Origin of the sequence: Asticcacaulis sp., assembly GCF_035497195.1 — a bacterium.
GTDB lineage: Bacteria > Pseudomonadota > Alphaproteobacteria > Caulobacterales > Caulobacteraceae > Asticcacaulis.
Genome location: NZ_DATJDZ010000002.1, coordinates 29,593 through 48,207, shown reverse-complemented (window position 1 = coordinate 48,207; position 18,615 = coordinate 29,593). Strand labels below are relative to the sequence as shown.

Sequence of the window (18,615 nt, the reverse complement as noted above, 5' to 3'; positions counted from 1 at the left end):
AGGCAAATTCGGCAAGTATTTGTAATAACGCAGCTTTATCAACATGCCACCGCCTACTTAGCGAGTGTCGCGGCGGTATTGCAGCGGGCTTTTGAAACCGTATGCCCAGGCGCCAAGCCGGTGCGATTTGGCGTAAGCCTCTTCATCCAGATACCGCATGGAGAAACTACGATAGGCGACCGCCAGACCGCGCCGGACCATTTCACCGCCGATATCCAGCCCGGCAGATATCTTGCAAATCGCAACCATCCGGCCGTAGGTGTCGATCGCCTGCTTTTCACATGTCAGGGTTCGGCCGTTTATCAGGTCACGCAAGGCTTTTCGCGCTTCGATACCACAACGAAAACGGCCGCAGGTCTGGTCGCGCTCGAAGGCGTCAACGCCGAACAGGCGGATATGTCGCTTGCGGATCACCAGCGTATCGCCGTCGATAACATACGCCACACCCGAAATGACCTGTGGTTTCGCCAGCGCCGGCAACGCCACAACACAGAGCGCCATACAGACGGTAACCCAATGTGAGCGTGTGAATACGTCTTTCCGGTTGCCTGTCCGCCTCAAAGGCTCTAATTGCCCGCCCATGATCACCCATTTCGCCAACACGTTCGCGCTTACGCACCTCGACATCATGTCCAAGCTTATCTGGGCATGCAAGTCGGTGCGTCTTATTTCGCGCAAGAAACCGCAGGCGTAAGATCGAAACGATCGCGCCCCCACCCGTTTCACGGGGCGCACAGAGACAAAATGGCGCCTCACAAAGGCCTCCAGATGTCCGACCAGCCGCAAAACAAAACTTTCCTGAACATGCCGTGGGTTCTGACCTGGGGCGGTTACATCCTGGCCATGCTGGGCGCATTTCTTTTCGCCAGCAAGGGCATCTGGATCAAGCTGGCCTATAATTACGATGTCGACGCCTCCGCCCTGATGGCGCTGCGCCTGTCCGTCGCCACACCGTTTTTTGTCATTTTCGGCCTGATCACCTTCCTGCGCGGCAAGATGAAGGGCACCCATAACCTGCCGCCGATCGACCGCCAGCCCGGCCTTTACCTGCGCGCCCTGGCCGTCGGCGCGCTCGGCTATTGGGTGGCCAGCTATACCGACTTCGAAAGCCTGACCACCCTGTCGCCGCAGTTCGAGCGGCTGATCCTCTTCACCTACCCGCTCTTCGTCATCCTGTTCGGCGCTTTTTTCTTCAAGCAACCGATGCGGCTGAAAGCCATCTGGGCCTTCGCCATCAGCTATTTCGGCCTGGGACTGGTCTTCATCACCGATCTGCGCGCGCAAGGGTCTGCGGTCGCCGTCGGCGTGCTGTGGTGTACGGTCTCTTCGGTCGCCTTCGCGCTGTATCTTTTGCTGGCCAAGCCGCTGATCAAGCGCATGGGGCCGTCATTATTCACCTCATGGGCGATGAGCGGCGCGGCGCTGGCAACCGGCATCCACTTCCTGATCGTGCATAAGATCAGCGATATCCATATGACGCCGCCCCTGCTCACTTTGGTAATCGGTCTGGCTGTCGGCGCGACGGTATTGCCGAGTTACCTGACCAATTTCGCCCTCAGCCGGATATCCTCACAGGCCAACGCTATCATCAGCTTCATCAATCCGATTTTCACGCTTATCCTGAGCGGGCTGATCCTCAAAGAACACATCACCCTGGCTGATATCGCCGGCACCTTGTTGGTGCTTGCCGGCGTCGGACTCTATATCTGGATCGATCAGAGAGCGACTCGTCAGGAAGCGGCAGCATCTTCCGTGGCATAATATGCCCGGCAAGGGCGACTGCCCGCCGCGCCAGATGGTGCGCGCTACTCCTTAAGCAGAGAGAGGATAGGCATCTGTGCCAATTGTGGCGTTTGCGAAAAGCTCCGTCGCCGTCCGCTGCAAAATCGGATGAACCCAATCGGGGGCGATCTCGGCCAATGGCCCCATGACAAAGGCCCGGTCGGCGGCGCGCGGATGCGGCAGGATCAGGCCTTTTTCGCCACGCAGAACCACATCGCCGTAAGCGATCAAATCCAGATCAAGCACGCGCGGCGCGTTGAGCCGGCCATCACGCACCCGCCCCGCTTCACGTTCCATATCGTGTAAAAGCGACATTAATTCAAACGGCTGCAATTTAGTTGCAATTTGCAAGACAGCATTGACATAGGGCGGATCATACGGATTGGGCCACGCTTTCGACGCCCACAGACGTGAAATTTTGTTTACAAGCAATCCCCGACCGCGCAATGCCTTGACAACCTCGTCGAAAGCTTGCGATGCAGTCACCGGACCCGGCAACAGGTTGGAACCGTAAGCAATAAAAACGGACATATTGTTATTCTCGCCTGCCATTTTAACTGCACATTTTCAGGATAGCGTTTAGCCATGAGCTTTTATCCGACCGACCGTATCGCGCTTTTTATTGACGGTGCCAACCTCTATTCAGCCGCCAAGGCGCTGAATTTCGACATCGACTATCGCAAGCTGCTCGATGAATTCCGCAAACGCGGTATTCTGATCCGCGCTTACTATTACACCGCTCTGGTCGAGGGCGATGATTACTCGCCGATCCGCCCGCTGGTGGACTGGCTCGATTACAATGGCTTCGCCCTGATCACCAAGTCGGCCAGAGAATATACCGACAGCCAGGGCCGCAAGCGCTGGCGCGGCGATATGGATATCGAGATCGCCTGCGACATGATGGAGATGGCCGAACATGCCAACCATCTGGTGCTGTTCTCCGGTGACGGTGACTTCCGCCGGCTGCTTGAATCCGTGCAGCGCAAGGGCGCCCGCGTCACCGTGGTCTCGACCGTCAAATCCTCTCCGCCGATGACCTCCGATGAACTGCGCCGCCAGGCCGATACCTTTGTTGATCTTGACGACCTGAAGACGGTTGTCGGCCGCCCGCGTTCCACGCACAACAATCCGCCGAAATTCCCTGGCACCGAGGAAGATTACGACGAAACCGTCTGATACCTTCCGGTTTGATTTTTTATCCGGAATGCGGCCATCGTGATGCGGTATCATTTGCGGAGTCGCCTTCATGCTCGGCCTTAACCTGACCAAATCCGCCCCGACCGGTTCGCAGCCCTTGCGTGACGCCACGCCGATGGGCTTTCTCGCCGTCAGCGATTTCGAGCAGGCGCGCGCCTTTTACGAAGGCATCCTTGGCCTGACGGTTTTCAGCCGGGATGATTTCACGCTGGTCCTGCGCTCAGGTTCGACGCTGATCCGCCTTACCAAGCCGGAAAAACTGTTCGTGGCGCCCTATACGGTGTTCGGCTTTCAGGTAAATAATATCGATGACAAGGTTTTCGCCCTGACCGCGCTTGAGGTAAAATTCGAGCTTTACGACTGGCTGGGCGCCGCGCAAACCGCGCATGGCGTGTGGACAGCCCCAAGTGGCGACAAGCTGGCGTGGTTCAAAGACCCCGACGGCAACCTGCTGTCGATTTCCGAACACAAGGTATAAGACATGGATCTGGGACTAAAGGGGCGTTACGCCATTGTGTGCGCATCGAGCGCCGGACTGGGCAAGGCTTGCGCCGTGGAACTGGCGCGCGCCGGTTGCACGGTGGTCATCAATGGCCGCGACGCCGGCAAGCTGGAAACGACCGCCGCGGACATACGCGCGGAAACCGGCGCAACGATCATCCCGGTCGCCGGCGATGTCGGCCTGATGGAAACGCAGGACGCACTGATCCGCGCCATCCCGCAGGTCGATATCCTGGTCAATAACAATGGCGGACCGCCCTTCCGCGATTTCCGAGAGGTTGACCGCAAGGCGATGCTGGAAGGCGTGACAAGCAATATGGTGACGCCCATCGAACTGGTGCAGCGTGTCATCGACGGCATGATCGAACGGCGCTTTGGGCGCATCGTCAATATCACATCGGGGTCAGTCAAGATGCCGCTTAGCGGACTCGACCTTTCCAGCGGTGCGCGTCTCGGCCTGACCGGCTTCCTGGCTGGCGTGGCGCGCTCGGTGGCCCATGCCAATGTCACCATAAACTTCCTGTTGCCGGGGTCGTTTGACACGGATCGGCAAACCAGCAGCCTGACTCGCAAGGCCGCACAACAGGGCGTCGATATCACTACCGTCCGCGCGCAAAGTGAAGCGACCATTCCGGCGAAGCGCTTCGGCGAACCGTCCGAATTCGGCGCGGCCTGCGCGTTTCTGTGTTCGGCGCAAGCCGGATTTATCACCGGCCAGAGCTTATTAATCGACGGCGGCGCCTTTCCGGGAGTCCTTTAACCCTTATCCCGCATCAGGCGGGCCTTATCCCTCGCCCAGTCACGATCGGCGCTGGCTTCGCGCTTGTCGTGAAGCTTCTTGCCCTTGGCGAGGGCGATTTCCAGCTTCACCAGTCCCTTGTCGTTGAAGAACAGCTTCGTCGGTATGATGGTCATGCCTTCACGCTGGATCGCCACCATGAAGCGGCCGATTTCCTTGCGGTGAAGCAGCAGTTTGCGCGGCCGGCGCGGTTCGTGGTTGAAGCGGTTAGCATGGCCATAGATCGGGATATCGGCATTGATCAGGCACAGTTCGTTGCCGTTTTCGATGCTGACATAGGATTCGGCGATATTGGCCCGCCCCTGGCGCAGGGCCTTGACCTCTGTGCCGGTCAGGGCGATCCCCGCTTCGGTATTCTGTTCGAGGAAATAGTCGAACTTCGCCCGGCGGTTATCGGCAATCACCTTATAGGTGCTGATGACATCCATTATGCCGGTTCCGTTTCAAGCCCCGCAAGCGCCATCGCCTGATCGACCAGCGGCCGCACGGCCTGCGAGCACGACGTAATCGGCAGGCGAACCTCTTCGGTGCAGATGCCGAGGCGGCTCATGGCATACTTGGTCGGCGACGGCGACGAATCAGCGAACAGCACCTTGTGCAGGGTAATCAGCCTGTCCTGCCACTGGCGGGCGGTATCGAAAGCGCCTTGCGCGACGGCTTCATACATGGCCACCACCTGCGCCGGGGCAACATTGGAGGTCACCGAAATAACGCCATGACCGCCGTGCGCGAGATAACCGAGTAAGGTCGGATCATCGCCGGAGATATAGGAAAAGCCCTTCTCGATCAGCAGGCGTTGCTGGCTGATGCGCTCGACATCACCCGTTGCGTCCTTGATGCCGACGATGTTCGGCAGCTTCGCCAGACGCGCGATGGTCTCGTTACTCATATCCACCACGGTGCGGCCGGGCACATTATAGAGCAGAACCGGAATCTGAACCGCGTCGTTCAAGGCTTTAAAATGCTGATACAAACCTTCTTGTGACGGCTTGTTGTAATAGGGCGCAACCACCAGCACAGCATCGGCACCGATAGCCTTGGCGTGGTGCGCCAGTTCCAGGGTTTCGGCCGTGTTGTTCGAACCAGCGCCGGCGATCACCTTGATCCGGCCGGCTACCTTGCGTACGCAGGTTTCCACCACCTTGCGGTGCTCTTCCATCGAAAGCGTTGAGGTCTCGCCGGTCGTCCCCACCGGCACGACGCCATGCACGCCCGCGGCGATTTGCAGGTCTATCAGCTTTTCGAACGCCGCATAATCGACTTTGCCATTACGGAACGGCGTCACCAGGGCGGTAATCACACCATGAAACAGGGGCTGGGCAGATGTATCGGTCATTCGTCTACTCTCGTCTCACCGCAAACACGGAAAGTTGTGGTTTTTCGGCCATCTGTGGCTTGGGAATATATAAAAATAGCCATAGATACACAAAGCTTTCGCTGCAATGGCTTTCTAAAAAGAAACTATCGCCTATAGTTCGGCCGTATCCCTTTTGGCCCGATGACAGGATTCTTATGACCTCGACCACCCGACCAAAAAAATTCCCATTCGCCTTTTCCCGCAAGGCATTCCTGATCATGGGCGTGAGCACCCTCAGCCTTGTCGCGCTCCAACCGGTAGCCGCGCAGGATGATCCGGCGCCGGAGGTGAATGGTATTCCGCAGGCCACCACCCGGATGCCGGAAGATACCGCCCGACCCTATGTGCCTTCCGGTTTTTCAAGCAACGACACAGCCCTGCTTCAACAGGCGCTTTCGGCCGTCAAATCGCGTAATTTCGCCGGCGCCGATTCGCTGGCCGGCGGCCTGACCAACCCGGTGGCGCGCAAGATCGTCACCTGGACCATCATCAATAACGACGGCAACATCTACGGTTTTGCTGCGCTCGACGCCGCCCGCCGCGATTTATGGGGCTGGCCGCGCGAAGCCAAGCGCCAGATCGCCGCCGAAAAGCTGATCGGCCTGTCGGGCATGACGGCACAGCAGATTGTCGACTGGTTCAAGGGCGCGCCGCCGCAGACCACCGAAGGCGCCTCAGCCCTGATCACCGCCTATGGCAATCTGGCGCGCACCGATGAGGCCCGCGCCCTGGCGAAAAGCTGGTGGCGGACCCAGGTATTCGATTCGATGGCGCAGGCCAGTTTCTACCAGGCTTTTGGCAGCTACCTCACCCCGGATGACCACAGGGCGCGTCTGCTCTGCCTGGAAATCAACTTCCAGACCGCCAATTCCCAGGCGATCCGCGACATGACCGCCTATGTCGGCCAGCATGATGCCGATGTCGCTAATGCCGTCATCGCCATGCGCACCGGTTCGGCCAGTTCCGACAGCCTCTATCAGGCGGCCCTGGCCGGCGATCCGCATAACCCGGCCCTGGCCTTCGCGCGCGCCAAGTACCTCAATGGCAAGGGGCTGGAAGCGCTCGGCTTCCAGTTACTGCCGGACCTGCCGCAAGCCTCCGCCAGCCCGGATGCCGCCAGTCAGCTTTATTCATTACGCCTCGGCTACTTCAAGGCGGCGCTGAAAGCCCGCAACTACCGCGCCGCCTATGACGCTATGAACAACGGGGGCTTCCAGCCGGGCGAAAGCATGGCCGAGGCCGAGTTCTTCGCCGGCTGGATGGCGCTGGTCAGGCTTAACGACAACGAAGCCGCCATCCGCCATTTTCAGGCCCTGTCCACCGCCGGCACCTCGCCGATCACCCTGGGCCGCGCCTATTACTGGCTGGGCCGCGCCTATGAGAAGCGCAACAATCCGGCGCAGGGCGGCAATGATGCCGACGCGACCCTGGCCCAACGTTATTATGAAAAGGGCGGCCAATATATCTACGCCTTCTACGGTCAGATGGCGGCGGAAAAGGCCGGGATCAAGACCATTACCCTCGGCAAGGATCCGGTGCCGACCCAGGCCGATCGCGCCCGATTCGAAGGCCGCGACATGATCAAGGCGGCGCGCCTGCTGGGCCAGATCGGTGAACTGGACCTGTTCCGCGCGCTTGTGCTCCACCTCGATGATGTTATGCCGAACGCCGAGGAAGAGGCCCTGCTGGTCGATCTCGTCGGGCAATACGATTCGCAACTGATGGCTATGAAGGTGGCGCGCGTTTCGATGCAGCGCGGCTTCTACCTGCCTGAACGCGCCTATCCCCTGCGTTCGGTGCCCACTGTTCAGGGTCCAGAAGCGGCCTTCGTGCTGGCCATTACCCGGCAGGAATCAAGCTTCGACCCCGGCGTGCGATCGAGCGCTAATGCGCGCGGCATGATGCAGCTTATTCCCTCCACCGGAAGGGCCGTCGCCAATCGTCTGGGCATCGGTTACAGTGGCGATGCCCAGCTCTACGAGCCGGACTACAACATGACGCTCGGCAAGTATCACCTGGGCGAACTGGTCGACAAGTTTGACGGTTCCTATGTCATGGCGGCGGCGGGCTATAATGCCGGCCCCAGCCGGATGCAGACCTGGATCAGCGATTGCGGCGACCCGCGCGGCGCGGCGGCTGATCCGCTGTCCTTCATTGAGTGCCACCCGTTCACCGAAACCCGCAATTACATGATGCGTGTAACGGAAAACCTGCGGATTTATCGCGCTCGTCTGAATGGCGGCACAGCGCCTCTGACGGCGATGGCTGATGTGCAACGCGGCTTCCCTGGCACCATTGGTCCATTCACTGGCCCTGAATTCGGCGATGTTGTGTCTCCGGATGCGCCGATCAGCTATGCCGATTATAACAAGGGCGTCGCCACCAATGCCGCCGCGGCAGCACAACTGACAGGTACGCCCATTGCCCCCGCACCGGCCACCATGGCACCGGTGCCCAATCCGCCTGCCAGCATGAGACCCGTCGTCACCCCGGTTGTAAAAGCGGGACCGGTCAAGAAAAAGACAGCAGCAAAAGCCGTCAAAAAGAAAAAGGCCGAGCCGGTGAAAAAGAAAAAGCCGACGAAGAAAAAGCGCGACCAGACTAAATGAGCGGCAGGCTCTCCAGCCGGAGAGTCCGCTGCCCGTCGCCAGGGACCAGCTCTCCTTTCAGATTAAATACGTCAGCTAATAGGCTGGGTACAAATATCTTTTCCGGCGTATCCATCTTCACCAGTTGCCCGCGGTGCATCAGCATGACCGTATCCGCGAACTGCGCCGCCAGATGCAGGTCATGCAGGCTAAGGATAACCGTCTGGCCGGCTTCGGCGCGCTGTTTGAGTCGGATCAGCACCTGCCTTTGCCATGCCGGATCGAGGGCGATGAGCGGTTCATCGAGCAGCAAAACATCCGCCGGACTGACCAGCACCCGCGCCAGCAGCACCCGTGCGCGCTGACCGCCGGAAAGCCCGAAAACGCCACTATCGGCGACCTCCTGCAAGCCCAGCGCCTGAAGTTCGGCGAAGGCTTTTTGCCGGGCCAGCTCCGGCGTCAGGTTTTGCACGCCCAGCGCCGCCACATCGACACAACTCAGATCCCAGGCGATGCTGCGCTCCTGCGGCAGATAGGCGATATGTTCGGCGCGGTTGGCCGGTCTTTGCACCGTCAGATCCAGCCCTTTGTAGCTGATCATGCCGGATTGAATGGGAGTCAGACTAGCCATAGCCTTGAGCAGGGTGGTCTTGCCGGCGCCGTTCGGCCCGACCAGTATATAGAGCTTGCCGGGCGTCAGTTCGGCCGAAACCTCGCGGACCACGGTTTCGCGGCCGAGTTTGACGCTAACGTTCTGGATGTTGAGGTTTGACATAAGCGCTTTCCAAAAAGTGTCCGCACTTTTAGGATTAAAAAGCGCGTCAAGTAAATCAGTCCTGCATCCAGCTTTTGGCGCTCTTGTAGGCCAGTATAGCGAAAAGCGGCGCGCCAACGAGCGAGGTCAGAACACCCAGATGGACATCGGCGGTCGGCGGCAGCAGGCGAATGATGCCGTCGGATATCAGCACCATCAGGCCTCCCGTCAGGGTCGATGGCCAGATCAGCCGGTACGGGTCCTTGATGCCGAATGCGCGAACGAAGTGCGGCGCCGCCAGCCCGACAAAACCGATCACTCCGGCCACCGATACCGACAAGCCCGCCAATAACGACGAACCGATGACGATCACCTGAGTCAGGCGCGTCATATCAACCCCCATTGAACGCGCCGTCTCCTCGCCCAGGGTCAGAAACCGCAGCCCCTTGCCAAGCCGCAGCGAAAGCCCGCTCACAACCACCAGGCCGATAAGGCACATCAGCACATCGAACCAACTGCGGTTCTGCACCGACCCCATCATCCAGTTCAACATTTCCGATGTCGTGACCGGCGACGGCGACAGGTTGAAGACCAGCGCCATTAGCGCACCGCACAGACTCGACAGGCCGACGCCCAATAAAATCAATGATTGACGTTGCGGGAAGCGCTGGACGAAAATCAACAGGATAATGGCGACCAGCACCGCCCCCGCCAGCGCCGCCCCCTCTACCGCGAAAGGCATCAGGCCCAGTCCGAAAACGATGGCCAGCGCCGCCCCCAGACCGGAGCCGGCGGATACACCGAGCAGGCCCGGCTCGGCCAGCGGATTGCGCAGCAGCCCCTGCATCAGCGCGCCGCTCATGCCGAGCATGGCTCCGACGCCGACCGCGGCCAGATTGCGCGGCAAGCGGATGCCCCAGATGATTTCCGCGGGGAGAGACTTCCAGCGAAACAACGCATCGAACCACATATCGCCGCTCAAGGTCACATCGCCAAACACCATCAGGACGACGAGCAAAATCGCAATCGCTAAACCGAGAACAATTGAAAACATGCGAAGCGATACAGACATCACGGCACCGCTTTCAGGCCGCCGCTGCCGGTCAGCGGCGATTGCGATAATTCACTCAGGTCGTAAGCGGTAAACCAGCCGCTGCAACTGACCGTTTGTCCCGGCAGGGTAAAATTGGGCGCGGCCGCGATCCGCGCGCGCACCAAGGGATTACGCCCCGGCACCCGGCGCATGGCGTAATGATCGTCATAAAAAGCCAGGGCGAATATATCAGGCTTCATGCTCAAAAGCACCTCCGGCGACAGATAGAAGAACCCCTTATTCTGAGTCTCCAGTTTGAAACCCAGTCTTTGCAGCATGTCGCCGATCATGGTGTCCGGCCCGGCGCTGTACCCACCGGGCGTGTAATAGAGCACGGTCCGTCCTGCTCCCGCCGGCCGAATCGCGGTCATGGCCCTATCGAAGCGACGCGCCTCGATACCGGCGCCGGCCTCCTGCCCCAACTCTTTGGCGACACGGAAAAGTTCCGGCTTGGCCTGATCATAATTGGTTATATCGTTGATATTGACGATACGGATATGATGTTTTTCCAGTGCCTTGATCAGGTTGAGATCGCCGCCCCAGGTCCGGACAACCACATCAGGATTGAGCGCCAGAATGGTTTCCAGTCGGGGCTGGATACGGCGCACCGTGGCGGCGCGTTCCCGGAAGTAGGAATCCGGCAGACGCGCCCGGTCAGACAGGGCCAGTATCTGATCACGCGGCACCAACCCCAGCACATATTGATCGGCGCAACCGTCAAGAGAGATCACCTTGAGCGGTTGCGTGCCTGCCGCAGATACAACCCGGGGCGGCAACCGGACAGCCCAGGCCACGGCGGCGCCAACGCACAGGCAAGCCATTACCCCACATAAAACCCACAACCTCAACTTATGAGGGAGACTTTCTCGCAAACTAACTACCGCCAATTGGTTTATCCGGAGCCAAAAAACTGCGCCTTATGGTTGTCGGGGGGCGTTTCAAAATGAAACCATATCGTAAAAGCGATGCGCTGCTGCGGACATTTACCGATAAGTGGCTGCAAACACATCCCGATTCTGTGTCTTCGCACGCGACTTTAAAGCAGGTTTTCCCGCGATCGTCACCACCCTGGCGTATCCATGCTGCCATAACGCCCCTCAAAGCTTGTTTTTCCGCGCGTTCGGAGCCTTCATGGCAACAAGTAACCCTATTGGCGATCATTGCGCTTGCCTTCGGCGGGCTATGCCTGTGGTCAGCCTCAGGTCTGCTTAAAGGTCTCTACTGGCTGTGCTGGGCCAGTTTCATGAGCAATGCGCTGCTGCGGCTGGCGGCCTGCATCATAAGGCCCGCAAAGGAAGCTCCGCTCGATCCCATGACGGAGGCGGTCAACGAGAACCTGCCGTCCTACAGCGTTATTATCGCGCTATATAAAGAAGCCAGCATCGTTCCGCAGCTACTCAGGGCCATGCGGGCGCTGGATTATCCGCGCGATCGCCTTGAAATCCTGTTCGCCCTGGAAGCCGATGACACAGAGACCCTGACGGCTTTCCAAAGACACCCCCTGCCCGCATTCATGCGCGTCATCGCCGTGCCGCAAGGCTTCCCCCGCACCAAGCCACGCGCCCTGAACCATGCCCTGGAACAGGCCAGGGGCGACCTGATCGTTATCTACGACGCCGAAGATCAGCCACACCCCGCTCAATTGCGGGAAGCCGCCAAAGTCTTTGCGAAGGGCGACACCACGCTGGCCTGCTTACAGGCGCCTCTGCGGCCCATCGGCGGAAGCAGCTTCATCGCCCGACAGTTCGCCGCCGAATATGCCGTGCAGTTCGATGTTCTGCTGCCGGCGCTCCATGCCTTGCATCTCCCTTTCCCATTGGGCGGCACCAGCAATCATTTCAAATCCGATATCCTGCGCGCGATCGGCGGTTGGGACGCCTTCAACGTTACCGAAGATGCCGATCTCGGTCTGCGACTGGCGCAACTCGGCTATAAAACCGGCATGATCACATCACCGACCCTTGAAACGCCACCATCCCTTAGCCAGGCTTGGATTCCGCAGCGGACACGCTGGATCAAGGGCTATATGCAGACGTTTTTGGTCCATACCCGCCTCAATACGCCTTTTCAACCGCGTGCCTGGCTGGGATTGTTTCTTGGTGTGGCCTTAAGTGTCGCGGCGGCCGTCTGTTATGCGCCGTTCAGCCTTTTGGTGATCACGTCCCTTTTGCTGACAGGATTGCAAACCATCGGCGACGCCGCGCATCCGCTTCATATCGTGTCGATTCATGACCTCGCGTTGTTCTTTCTGGGCACACTCAGCGGCATGATTACAATCGCGCTGGCGGCGCGACGGGCAGGCTTGAGGCTAAAATGGGGAGATGTGCTCGGCGCGCCAGCCTATTGGTGCCTGCAATCGGTGGCGGCGGGATTCGCCGTGTGGCAATTAATCGCAAAACCCTTCCATTGGGACAAGACCGAACATACGCCGGTAACTTTTGCGGTCCAGCCTCTTTACGAAGACGGGCCTTACGCTTATGGCCTTGAACATGATCATTACCGACAACCCAACCACCTTGCGCACCAAAGCCTGGGCTGATTACGCCCTCGTCGATTCCGGCGATGGCCGGAAGCTGGAGCGCTATGGCGACTACCTCGTTATCCGCCCGGAACCGCAATGTTGGTGGACGCCGAAATACCCGCAGCTTTGGGATAAGGCCGACGCCATTTTCGACCCGCAGGGCGAAGACGACGAAGGCAACTGGCGCTTTTCGCGCAAGCCCGCCGAGCAATGGACGCTGGCTTGGGAGAAGGCCAAGTTTTACGGTCGCTTCACCAATTTCCGACACCTGGCCTTCTTCCCCGAACAGGCCGCTAACTGGGCCTGGCAAAAGGAGGCCATCGCCAAGCGTGATAACCCGCGTGTGCTGAACCTGTTCGGCTATACCGGCGTCGCCAGTCTGGTAGCCGCCGAAGCCGGTGCGCGCGTCACTCACGTCGATGCCTCGAAGAAGGCCATCGGCTGGGCACGGGAAAACGCCGCCTTGTCCGGCCTGAGCGAAGCCCCGATCCGCTGGATTTGTGAGGATGCCAAGAAATACGTCCAGCGCGAGGTCAAGCGCGGCTCGAAATACGAAGGCATCATTCTCGACCCGCCAAAATATGGACGCGGCCCGACCGGTGAGGTCTGGCGGCTGTTCGAGGATTTGCCCGAAATGGTCCATCTGTGCGCGCAACTTCTCAGTGACGAAGCGTCCTTCCTGCTGCTCAACGCCTATGCCGCACGCGTTTCCGGCCCGGCCCTGGCGCATCTGGTCGCGGAAGCCGTTGGAACCGCAAGAGGCGGTCGTGTCGATTACGGTGAACTGACGCTGGTTGAGGACGTGAAACCACCAAAGGGGGTAAAACCCGCCGACATCGCGCCGCGTGAAATCGGCCTGAGCTTCTTTGCGAGGTGGATGCGTGATTAAGCAAATTACCTCGCTGACCAACCAGACGATCAAGGATATCCGCGCCCTGCATATGCGCAAGGAACGCGAGGTCACGGGCCAGTTTCTCGCCGAGGGCCTGAAGATCATTATCGATGCGTTAGATCAGGGTTTCGCACCGCAGATTCTCGTCTACGGTAAGGATGCCGATCACCATCCGTTGCAGGCGCGCGCCGTCCAGGCGACGCTTGACGCCGGCGGTGAGGTTCTTGAGGTAACCCGCGAAATTCTTGAGAAAATTTCACGCAAGGATAACCCGCAAATGGTTATCGCCGTCTTCGGGCAGATGGTCCGCACACTCGGTGACATCGATCCGAAAAGCAACGATGTCTGGGTGGCCCTGGAGCAGATCCGCGACCCCGGCAATCTCGGCACCATCATTCGCACGGCTGATGCGGCTGGCATTGGCGGCGTCATCCTGATTGGCGATTGCGTCGATCCGTTCTCGGTCGAGACGGTGCGCGCCACAATGGGGTCGATCTTCGCCCTGCCGGTCGTCAAATGCACGCGCGAAGACTTCCTCGCCGATCGCAAGCGCTGGACAGGTTCGGTGGTCGGCACACTTTTGACCGCCACGCACAATCACCGTACAGCGCCCTATGCCCGCCCCACCCTGATCGTCATGGGCACGGAACAATCGGGCCTGACGCCCGAAATCGCCGCCATCTGCGACACCAACGTCAAGATTCCGATGAAAGGCCGCGCCGATAGCCTCAACCTGTCTGTCGCCACCGGCATTATGATCTACGCCGCGGCCGGGCTGTGAGGCCATATCTGTGAAGGTTGGCAAGGTCAGGATTGATGGCTTTCTCGCCGGCATGGTCCTGGCTATCATCCTGGCTGCCCTACTTCCGGCGCCCGGCGCCCATGGCGGCATCCTGCATCCCGAACTGCTGACCAAGCTCGGCATTGCCCTGATCTTTTTCCTCAATGGCGCCATGCTGTCCTTCAATGCCCTGAAGGACGGCATTATGCGCTGGCGGATGCACCTGATTATCCAGACTTCGACCTTCTTGCTTTTCCCTGTGCTCGGGCTGGCTTTTCTGGCCGTAGCCGGTCGCTTTATCAGCCCCGATCTGCAACTGGGCTTCTTTTATCTTTGCGCCCTGCCCTCGACCGTTTCCTCCTCCGTCGCCATGACCTCGGCAGCGCGCGGCAATGTGCCGGTGGCCGTCTTCAATGCCACGTTTTCCAGCCTGATCGGCATTATCGTGACGCCCCTCTGGATGAGCCTTCTATTGAAGACATCCGGACATCATCTTGATGTGACTAGCGTTTTAATCGACCTTTTCAAATGGATGGTGTTACCAATGGTCATTGGGCAACTCTTGCGTCCCCTGATGGGCGGCTGGCTGCATCGCTATAAAAAACTGGCGCAGATAGCTGATCGCGGCACTATATTGTTGCTGGTCTACACCTCATTTTGCGATTCCTTCGCGCTCAACATATGGGGCGCGACCAAGCCCGCTGTTATGGTCTTGGTGATCGTGGCTACGCTCGTCCTGTTCTTTTTCGTGCTGTTACTGTTATGGGCGATTTGCGACCGCTCCGGCATCGCACCCTCTTTCCGTGCCGCTGTCGTCTTCTGTGGCACCAAGAAGAGCTTGGCCACCGGCGTGCCCATGGCATCGCTGATCTTCGCCGGTCACGCATCCGGGCTTGGCTTGATCCTGCTGCCGATCATGATCTATCATCCGCTACAATTACTGATCTGTACACCGCTGGCAAGCCGCTGGGCAAAAGAGACACAGTCGCAGGAAAACGCCATTAGCACCTGATTATTAAATAGAATTAAGGTGGAACCGGTTCATTTACCGTTCATAGAGGCCCAGCTAAGTTCAATGTAACGGGGGCGCATTTGGTGTCTCCCAAAGAGACCTCGCCATGAAACTCACCCCACTGAAACTGACCTGCGCCGCTATTCTGGCCGCCACCCTGACCGGTTGCATCATGTATGTCGCGCCCGATCACGGTTACGACCCGTCCCCACCGGCCAGCGCTCCGGTTGGCGCTAACGAAAAACCCGCCGCTACCCTGCCTGACGGCGCATCTTTTTAATCTGAGGAAATTCCATGAAATCTCTCGCCATTAAGCTCTTCTGCGTCGCCGTCCTGGCCTCCAGCCTGTCGGGCTGTATCATCATCGATCGCAGCGGCGCCGACCACTTCAGTTCTTCTCACATGCGCTAAAGAAATAGCCGGAAATGAAACCCCTGCCGTAAGGCGCCGCTAAAAACGGCGCCTTAGTCATTTACAATACCCTGTCCGCATCCTACGTGAGGCTTGGTTCAAGGAGTACCCGTTATGAAAAAGCTGATTCTGAAGCTGATCGTCCTGCCATTCATTGGTTTCGCCTTCGCCGGCTGTATCACCATCTAAAGCCGGACTGCCCCCCAGACCGGCCCTATGTGCCTCTGGGTTTGGCGCGGGTCGTTGGATCGGCTTCCCGTGGATTTTCCGGCCAGACATGGCGGGGATAGCGCCCCTTCATCTCGCTGCGCACTTCGCCCCACGATCCTGCCCAGAAAGCCGGCAGATCCCTGGTAATCTGAATCGGGCGATGCGCCGGCGAGGTCAGGGCCAGGGTGACAGGTGTCCTGTTAGAGCCGATGACGGGATGAACCGTCGTACCGTAAAGTTCCTGCACACGCACCTCGACGCGCGGGCCGCCTTCGGCTTCATAATCAATGCGAATATTTGAGCCGGTCGGCATTTTCAGGGTTTCCGGCGCCAGTTTATCGAGTGCGCGCTGCTGGTCATAATCGAGCAGATTATGCAGGGCCTGCGAGATAATGCCACCGCCAAGCGATAGCAGTGATTTACCCGCCGCATAAGGTCCGAGCCAGGCTTCCAGCGTGGCCAGCAGGATGTCATCGCTCATATCCGGCCATGAGGCATCCTGTCCGCGCAGGAAGGCCACGCGCGCGCGCAAGCCTTGCACACCTTCCGAAAGATTTAGCGCTTTCAAGCCCTTGGCTTGAATTTCCTCAGCTTCCGCATGAAGCAGTAATTCGGGCGGTATCTTTTCCAGCGGCTTGCTGGACAACACGACGTTTCCCAGGCGAGTCTGCTCAAAAGCACGGAAACGGCCATTATGGCGCTCCAGAACCGTGTCGCGTTCAAGGCGATCAGCGAACAGGCTGAGTATGTCGGCGTCGGCCATCGGCGCGGCCAACAGGATACGATCACGGTTCGAACCACCACCAAGATCGCCAACAGCCAGATACGGTTGCCGGGCCAGCGAATCGTGTTCATCGACATAGACGCCGCGCCCATTGGCCATAATAAATTCACCCGGTTTGCCTCGGGCTTTCGCAATGCGTTCCGGGAAACATTCGGCTAACAAATGGTGTGAAAATTTCCCTCCATCACTTTGTTTCGATTGCGATTTCGTCAAGGCCTGCGCCTGCCTGGCCCACCCCTGCGCCAAGGTCCGGGCCTGCGCAATCTTCGGAGACCGGTCGCGTGAAAGCGCTTCGAGCCGCGTATCGAGATCGGTCGATTTGCCGCCCAGCCCATTTTCCGACAATAACACCGCCAGATTGGCGCCCAATTCCGCCGCACCATGCTCCGCCGCCCGGATCAGCATATGCGCCAGCCGGGGCGCCATCGGCAATTGCGCGATAGCCTTTCCATGCGCTGTCAGGTCGCCCCCAGACTCCCCCTTGCCATCCAGCGCGCCCAAGGCCTGCAACAGCCGGATCGCTTCGTCCATCGCCGCTTTCGGCGGATGATCCAGCAGGGCCAGGCCCTCGGTCGATTTCGCGCCCCATAGCCTCAAGGAAAGCGCCAACTGTGACAGGTCGGTTTCGAGAATTTCCGGCTTGGCGAAGGGAATCAGCGAGCGGTCTTGTTCGGCGTCCCACAGGCGGTAGGCATCCCCCGCCTGCGTTCGCCCTGCCCGGCCGCGTCTTTGATCCGCCGACGCTTTGGAGACACGTTCGGTCACCATACGCATGGTACCCCGCGCCGGATCGAAGCGGCCAAGGCGCGACAGGCCGCAATCGACAACCATTGATACGCGATCAAGCGTCAAAGACGTTTCAGCGATGGCCGTCGCCAGAACAATCTTCGGGTGCCCCGGTGCATTACGCGCCAATGTCCGCGCCTGATCTTTGAAGTCCATAGCCCCGAAAAGCTTGTGGACTTCGATATGTGACGCCATGCCGATCTCATCGAGGAAGCGACCAACGCGATGAATCTCGCCCTGTCCTGGCAGGAAGACCAACAGGGTTTCTGCCTTTTCAGGCTGAAGCTTAGCCGACAGCCGCGCCACATGACGGGCGATATCCTGCTCCATCAGCAATGATTGATTGCGGCCCAGGTAATGGGTCTCGATCGGGAAAGTACGCCCCAGGGCTTCAAAGCGCCCGGCATCTTCCAGCAGAGCCAGAACGCGGTCGCCATCGAGCGTCGCCGACATGATCAGCAGGCGCAGATCGTCGCGTAACACGTTTTGTGCATCACGCGCGAAGGCCAGGCCAAGATCGGCATCAAGGCTGCGTTCATGGAATTCATCAAAGATGACTGCGCCTACGCCTTCCAACGAGGGATCATCAAGGATTTTACGCGAAAAGATACCTTCGGTGACGACCTCGATACGCGTCTTGCCACTGACCTTGCTTTCGCCGCGCACGCGAAAGCCGACCGTCTGACCAACGGGTTCCCCAAGGGTTTCGGCCATACGGGCGGCGGCGGCGCGGGCGGCCAGGCGGCGCGGTTCGAGCAGGATTATACGCTGACCGGTCAGCCACGGTGCATCCAGCAGAGCCAGCGGCACGCCGGTCGTTTTACCGGCGCCCGGCGGGGCGATAATCAGCGCCGTGGTGTTGTCCGCCAGCCAGTCTTTCAGCGGCGTATAGATTTCCGTTACGGGTAACATCGCGTCTTGGTATCAGAAAGGCCCCGGAACTCAAGGGTACTCAAGCTTTCGCGACGTAACCATTGCGTGCGGGCCATAAATTCTCGAATTGAGCGCATTGCCGGTGTCCGGCCCAATGGCTTGCTTAATAAGCCGTTGCCAAAGCGACAATATGACGATAGCGTCATGATCAGGGGCTCGCTCACAGGGCCAGTTTGCGCTTTGTGCATAAGGCTTAAGCGCCATAATTATAAAA

The 18,615-nt window shown here is 59.1% G+C and carries 18 protein-coding genes; 10 read left to right on the top strand and 8 right to left on the bottom strand.

Annotation, left to right across the window (positions count from 1 at the left end):
- Nucleotides 1–57: 57 nt before the first annotated feature.
- Complete coding sequence (locus VL130_RS00225) at nucleotides 58–501, bottom strand: thermonuclease family protein (RefSeq protein ID WP_325359830.1); 444 nt, start codon at nucleotides 499–501, stop codon at nucleotides 58–60.
- A 243-nt stretch (nucleotides 502–744) separates the two neighbouring features.
- Here VL130_RS00225 and VL130_RS00220 point away from each other — a divergent pair, with 243 nt between their 5' ends.
- On the top strand, nucleotides 745–1,761 hold the full coding sequence (locus tag VL130_RS00220) for a DMT family transporter (RefSeq protein ID WP_325359828.1): 1,017 nt from the start codon (nucleotides 745–747) through the stop codon (nucleotides 1,759–1,761).
- Between the two features lie 51 nt (nucleotides 1,762–1,812).
- Here the strand turns inward: VL130_RS00220 and folK are convergent, their stop codons facing one another.
- A complete protein-coding gene (folK, locus tag VL130_RS00215) occupies nucleotides 1,813–2,334 on the bottom strand; it encodes a 2-amino-4-hydroxy-6-hydroxymethyldihydropteridine diphosphokinase (RefSeq protein ID WP_325359826.1) in 522 nt (173 codons plus the stop codon).
- 33 nt (nucleotides 2,335–2,367) lie between these two features.
- Here folK and VL130_RS00210 point away from each other — a divergent pair, with 33 nt between their 5' ends.
- The 3 genes from VL130_RS00210 (at nucleotide 2,368) to VL130_RS00200 (ending at nucleotide 4,240) form a co-directional block, all read left to right on the top strand.
- Nucleotides 2,368–2,958, top strand: a complete 591-nt coding sequence (locus VL130_RS00210) for an NYN domain-containing protein (RefSeq protein WP_325359825.1) — start codon at nucleotides 2,368–2,370, stop codon at nucleotides 2,956–2,958.
- Nucleotides 2,959–3,028: 70 nt separating this feature from the next.
- A complete protein-coding gene (locus tag VL130_RS00205) occupies nucleotides 3,029–3,457 on the top strand; it encodes a VOC family protein (protein WP_325359823.1) in 429 nt (142 codons plus the stop codon).
- Between the two features lie 3 nt (nucleotides 3,458–3,460).
- Nucleotides 3,461–4,240, top strand: a complete 780-nt coding sequence (locus VL130_RS00200; protein WP_325359821.1) for an SDR family oxidoreductase — start codon at nucleotides 3,461–3,463, stop codon at nucleotides 4,238–4,240.
- On the opposite strand, the gene smpB is transcribed toward VL130_RS00200, so the two are convergent.
- Together smpB and dapA are read right to left on the bottom strand one after the other, a co-directional pair.
- On the bottom strand, nucleotides 4,237–4,707 hold the full coding sequence (gene smpB, locus VL130_RS00195; protein ID WP_325359819.1) for an SsrA-binding protein SmpB: 471 nt from the start codon (nucleotides 4,705–4,707) through the stop codon (nucleotides 4,237–4,239). The genes VL130_RS00200 and smpB overlap by 4 nt on opposite strands.
- Nucleotides 4,707–5,615, bottom strand: coding sequence for a 4-hydroxy-tetrahydrodipicolinate synthase (gene dapA / locus VL130_RS00190; protein ID WP_325359817.1), 909 nt, complete (start codon nucleotides 5,613–5,615; stop codon nucleotides 4,707–4,709). The genes smpB and dapA overlap by 1 nt, the downstream gene beginning before the upstream one ends.
- A 176-nt stretch (nucleotides 5,616–5,791) precedes the next feature.
- On the opposite strand from dapA, the gene VL130_RS00185 reads away from it, so the two are divergent.
- The gene (locus tag VL130_RS00185) at nucleotides 5,792–8,245 is read left to right on the top strand and encodes a lytic transglycosylase domain-containing protein (protein ID WP_325359816.1); all 2,454 of its coding nucleotides are present in this window, start codon (nucleotides 5,792–5,794) and stop codon (nucleotides 8,243–8,245) included.
- Here the strand turns inward: VL130_RS00185 and VL130_RS00180 are convergent.
- From VL130_RS00180 to VL130_RS00170, 3 genes are read right to left on the bottom strand one after another with little or no spacing between them, the layout of a single operon-like run.
- Nucleotides 8,238–8,999 (bottom strand): ABC transporter ATP-binding protein, encoded by a 762-nt coding sequence (locus tag VL130_RS00180; protein WP_325359815.1) that lies wholly within the window; start codon nucleotides 8,997–8,999, stop codon nucleotides 8,238–8,240. The two genes, VL130_RS00185 and VL130_RS00180, sit on opposite strands and share 8 nt — an antisense overlap.
- A 55-nt stretch (nucleotides 9,000–9,054) precedes the next feature.
- Complete coding sequence (locus tag VL130_RS00175; RefSeq protein WP_325359814.1) at nucleotides 9,055–10,050, bottom strand: iron ABC transporter permease; 996 nt, start codon at nucleotides 10,048–10,050, stop codon at nucleotides 9,055–9,057.
- A complete protein-coding gene (locus VL130_RS00170; protein WP_325359813.1) occupies nucleotides 10,050–10,865 on the bottom strand; it encodes an ABC transporter substrate-binding protein in 816 nt (271 codons plus the stop codon). Before VL130_RS00170 ends, VL130_RS00175 begins: the two co-directional genes overlap by 1 nt.
- Before the next feature lie 356 nt (nucleotides 10,866–11,221).
- Between VL130_RS00170 and VL130_RS00165 the strand changes: the two genes are divergently transcribed.
- The 5 genes from VL130_RS00165 (at nucleotide 11,222) to VL130_RS00145 (ending at nucleotide 15,557) form a co-directional block, all read left to right on the top strand.
- On the top strand, nucleotides 11,222–12,610 hold the full coding sequence (locus VL130_RS00165) for a glycosyltransferase (protein ID WP_325359811.1): 1,389 nt from the start codon (nucleotides 11,222–11,224) through the stop codon (nucleotides 12,608–12,610).
- Nucleotides 12,561–13,481: a class I SAM-dependent methyltransferase gene (locus VL130_RS00160; RefSeq protein WP_325359809.1), complete on the top strand. Its 921-nt coding sequence runs from the start codon at nucleotides 12,561–12,563 to the stop codon at nucleotides 13,479–13,481. Before VL130_RS00165 ends, VL130_RS00160 begins: the two co-directional genes overlap by 50 nt.
- Nucleotides 13,474–14,265, top strand: a complete 792-nt coding sequence (locus VL130_RS00155; RefSeq protein WP_325359807.1) for an RNA methyltransferase — start codon at nucleotides 13,474–13,476, stop codon at nucleotides 14,263–14,265. Before VL130_RS00160 ends, VL130_RS00155 begins: the two co-directional genes overlap by 8 nt.
- A 10-nt stretch (nucleotides 14,266–14,275) precedes the next feature.
- Nucleotides 14,276–15,277 carry a bile acid:sodium symporter family protein gene (locus VL130_RS00150; RefSeq protein WP_325359805.1) on the top strand — a complete coding sequence of 334 codons (1,002 nt, stop codon included), beginning with the start codon at nucleotides 14,276–14,278 and terminating at the stop codon, nucleotides 15,275–15,277.
- A gap of 106 nt (nucleotides 15,278–15,383) precedes the next feature.
- A complete protein-coding gene (locus VL130_RS00145) occupies nucleotides 15,384–15,557 on the top strand; it encodes a hypothetical protein (protein WP_325359803.1) in 174 nt (57 codons plus the stop codon).
- A 345-nt stretch (nucleotides 15,558–15,902) separates the two neighbouring features.
- On the opposite strand, the gene hrpB is transcribed toward VL130_RS00145, so the two are convergent.
- A complete protein-coding gene (gene hrpB / locus VL130_RS00140) occupies nucleotides 15,903–18,380 on the bottom strand; it encodes an ATP-dependent helicase HrpB (protein ID WP_325359801.1) in 2,478 nt (825 codons plus the stop codon).
- Nucleotides 18,381–18,615: the final 235 nt, after the last annotated feature.

Coding starts and splice junctions, on each gene's coding strand:
- VL130_RS00175 (WP_325359814.1), bottom strand. CDS start 10,050: ATGTCTGTATCGCTTCGCATGTTTTCAATTGTTCTCGGTTTAGCGATT.
- VL130_RS00225 (WP_325359830.1), bottom strand. CDS start 501: ATGGCGCTCTGTGTTGTGGCGTTGCCGGCGCTGGCGAAACCACAGGTC.
- VL130_RS00145 (WP_325359803.1), top strand. CDS start 15,384: ATGAAACTCACCCCACTGAAACTGACCTGCGCCGCTATTCTGGCCGCC.
- VL130_RS00185 (WP_325359816.1), top strand. CDS start 5,792: ATGACCTCGACCACCCGACCAAAAAAATTCCCATTCGCCTTTTCCCGC.
- VL130_RS00180 (WP_325359815.1), bottom strand. CDS start 8,999: ATGTCAAACCTCAACATCCAGAACGTTAGCGTCAAACTCGGCCGCGAA.
- smpB (WP_325359819.1), bottom strand. CDS start 4,707: ATGGATGTCATCAGCACCTATAAGGTGATTGCCGATAACCGCCGGGCG.
- VL130_RS00205 (WP_325359823.1), top strand. CDS start 3,029: ATGCTCGGCCTTAACCTGACCAAATCCGCCCCGACCGGTTCGCAGCCC.
- VL130_RS00220 (WP_325359828.1), top strand. CDS start 745: ATGGCGCCTCACAAAGGCCTCCAGATGTCCGACCAGCCGCAAAACAAA.
- folK (WP_325359826.1), bottom strand. CDS start 2,334: ATGGCAGGCGAGAATAACAATATGTCCGTTTTTATTGCTTACGGTTCC.
- hrpB (WP_325359801.1), bottom strand. CDS start 18,380: ATGTTACCCGTAACGGAAATCTATACGCCGCTGAAAGACTGGCTGGCG.
- VL130_RS00210 (WP_325359825.1), top strand. CDS start 2,368: ATGAGCTTTTATCCGACCGACCGTATCGCGCTTTTTATTGACGGTGCC.
- VL130_RS00160 (WP_325359809.1), top strand. CDS start 12,561: ATGATCATTACCGACAACCCAACCACCTTGCGCACCAAAGCCTGGGCT.
- dapA (WP_325359817.1), bottom strand. CDS start 5,615: ATGACCGATACATCTGCCCAGCCCCTGTTTCATGGTGTGATTACCGCC.
- VL130_RS00200 (WP_325359821.1), top strand. CDS start 3,461: ATGGATCTGGGACTAAAGGGGCGTTACGCCATTGTGTGCGCATCGAGC.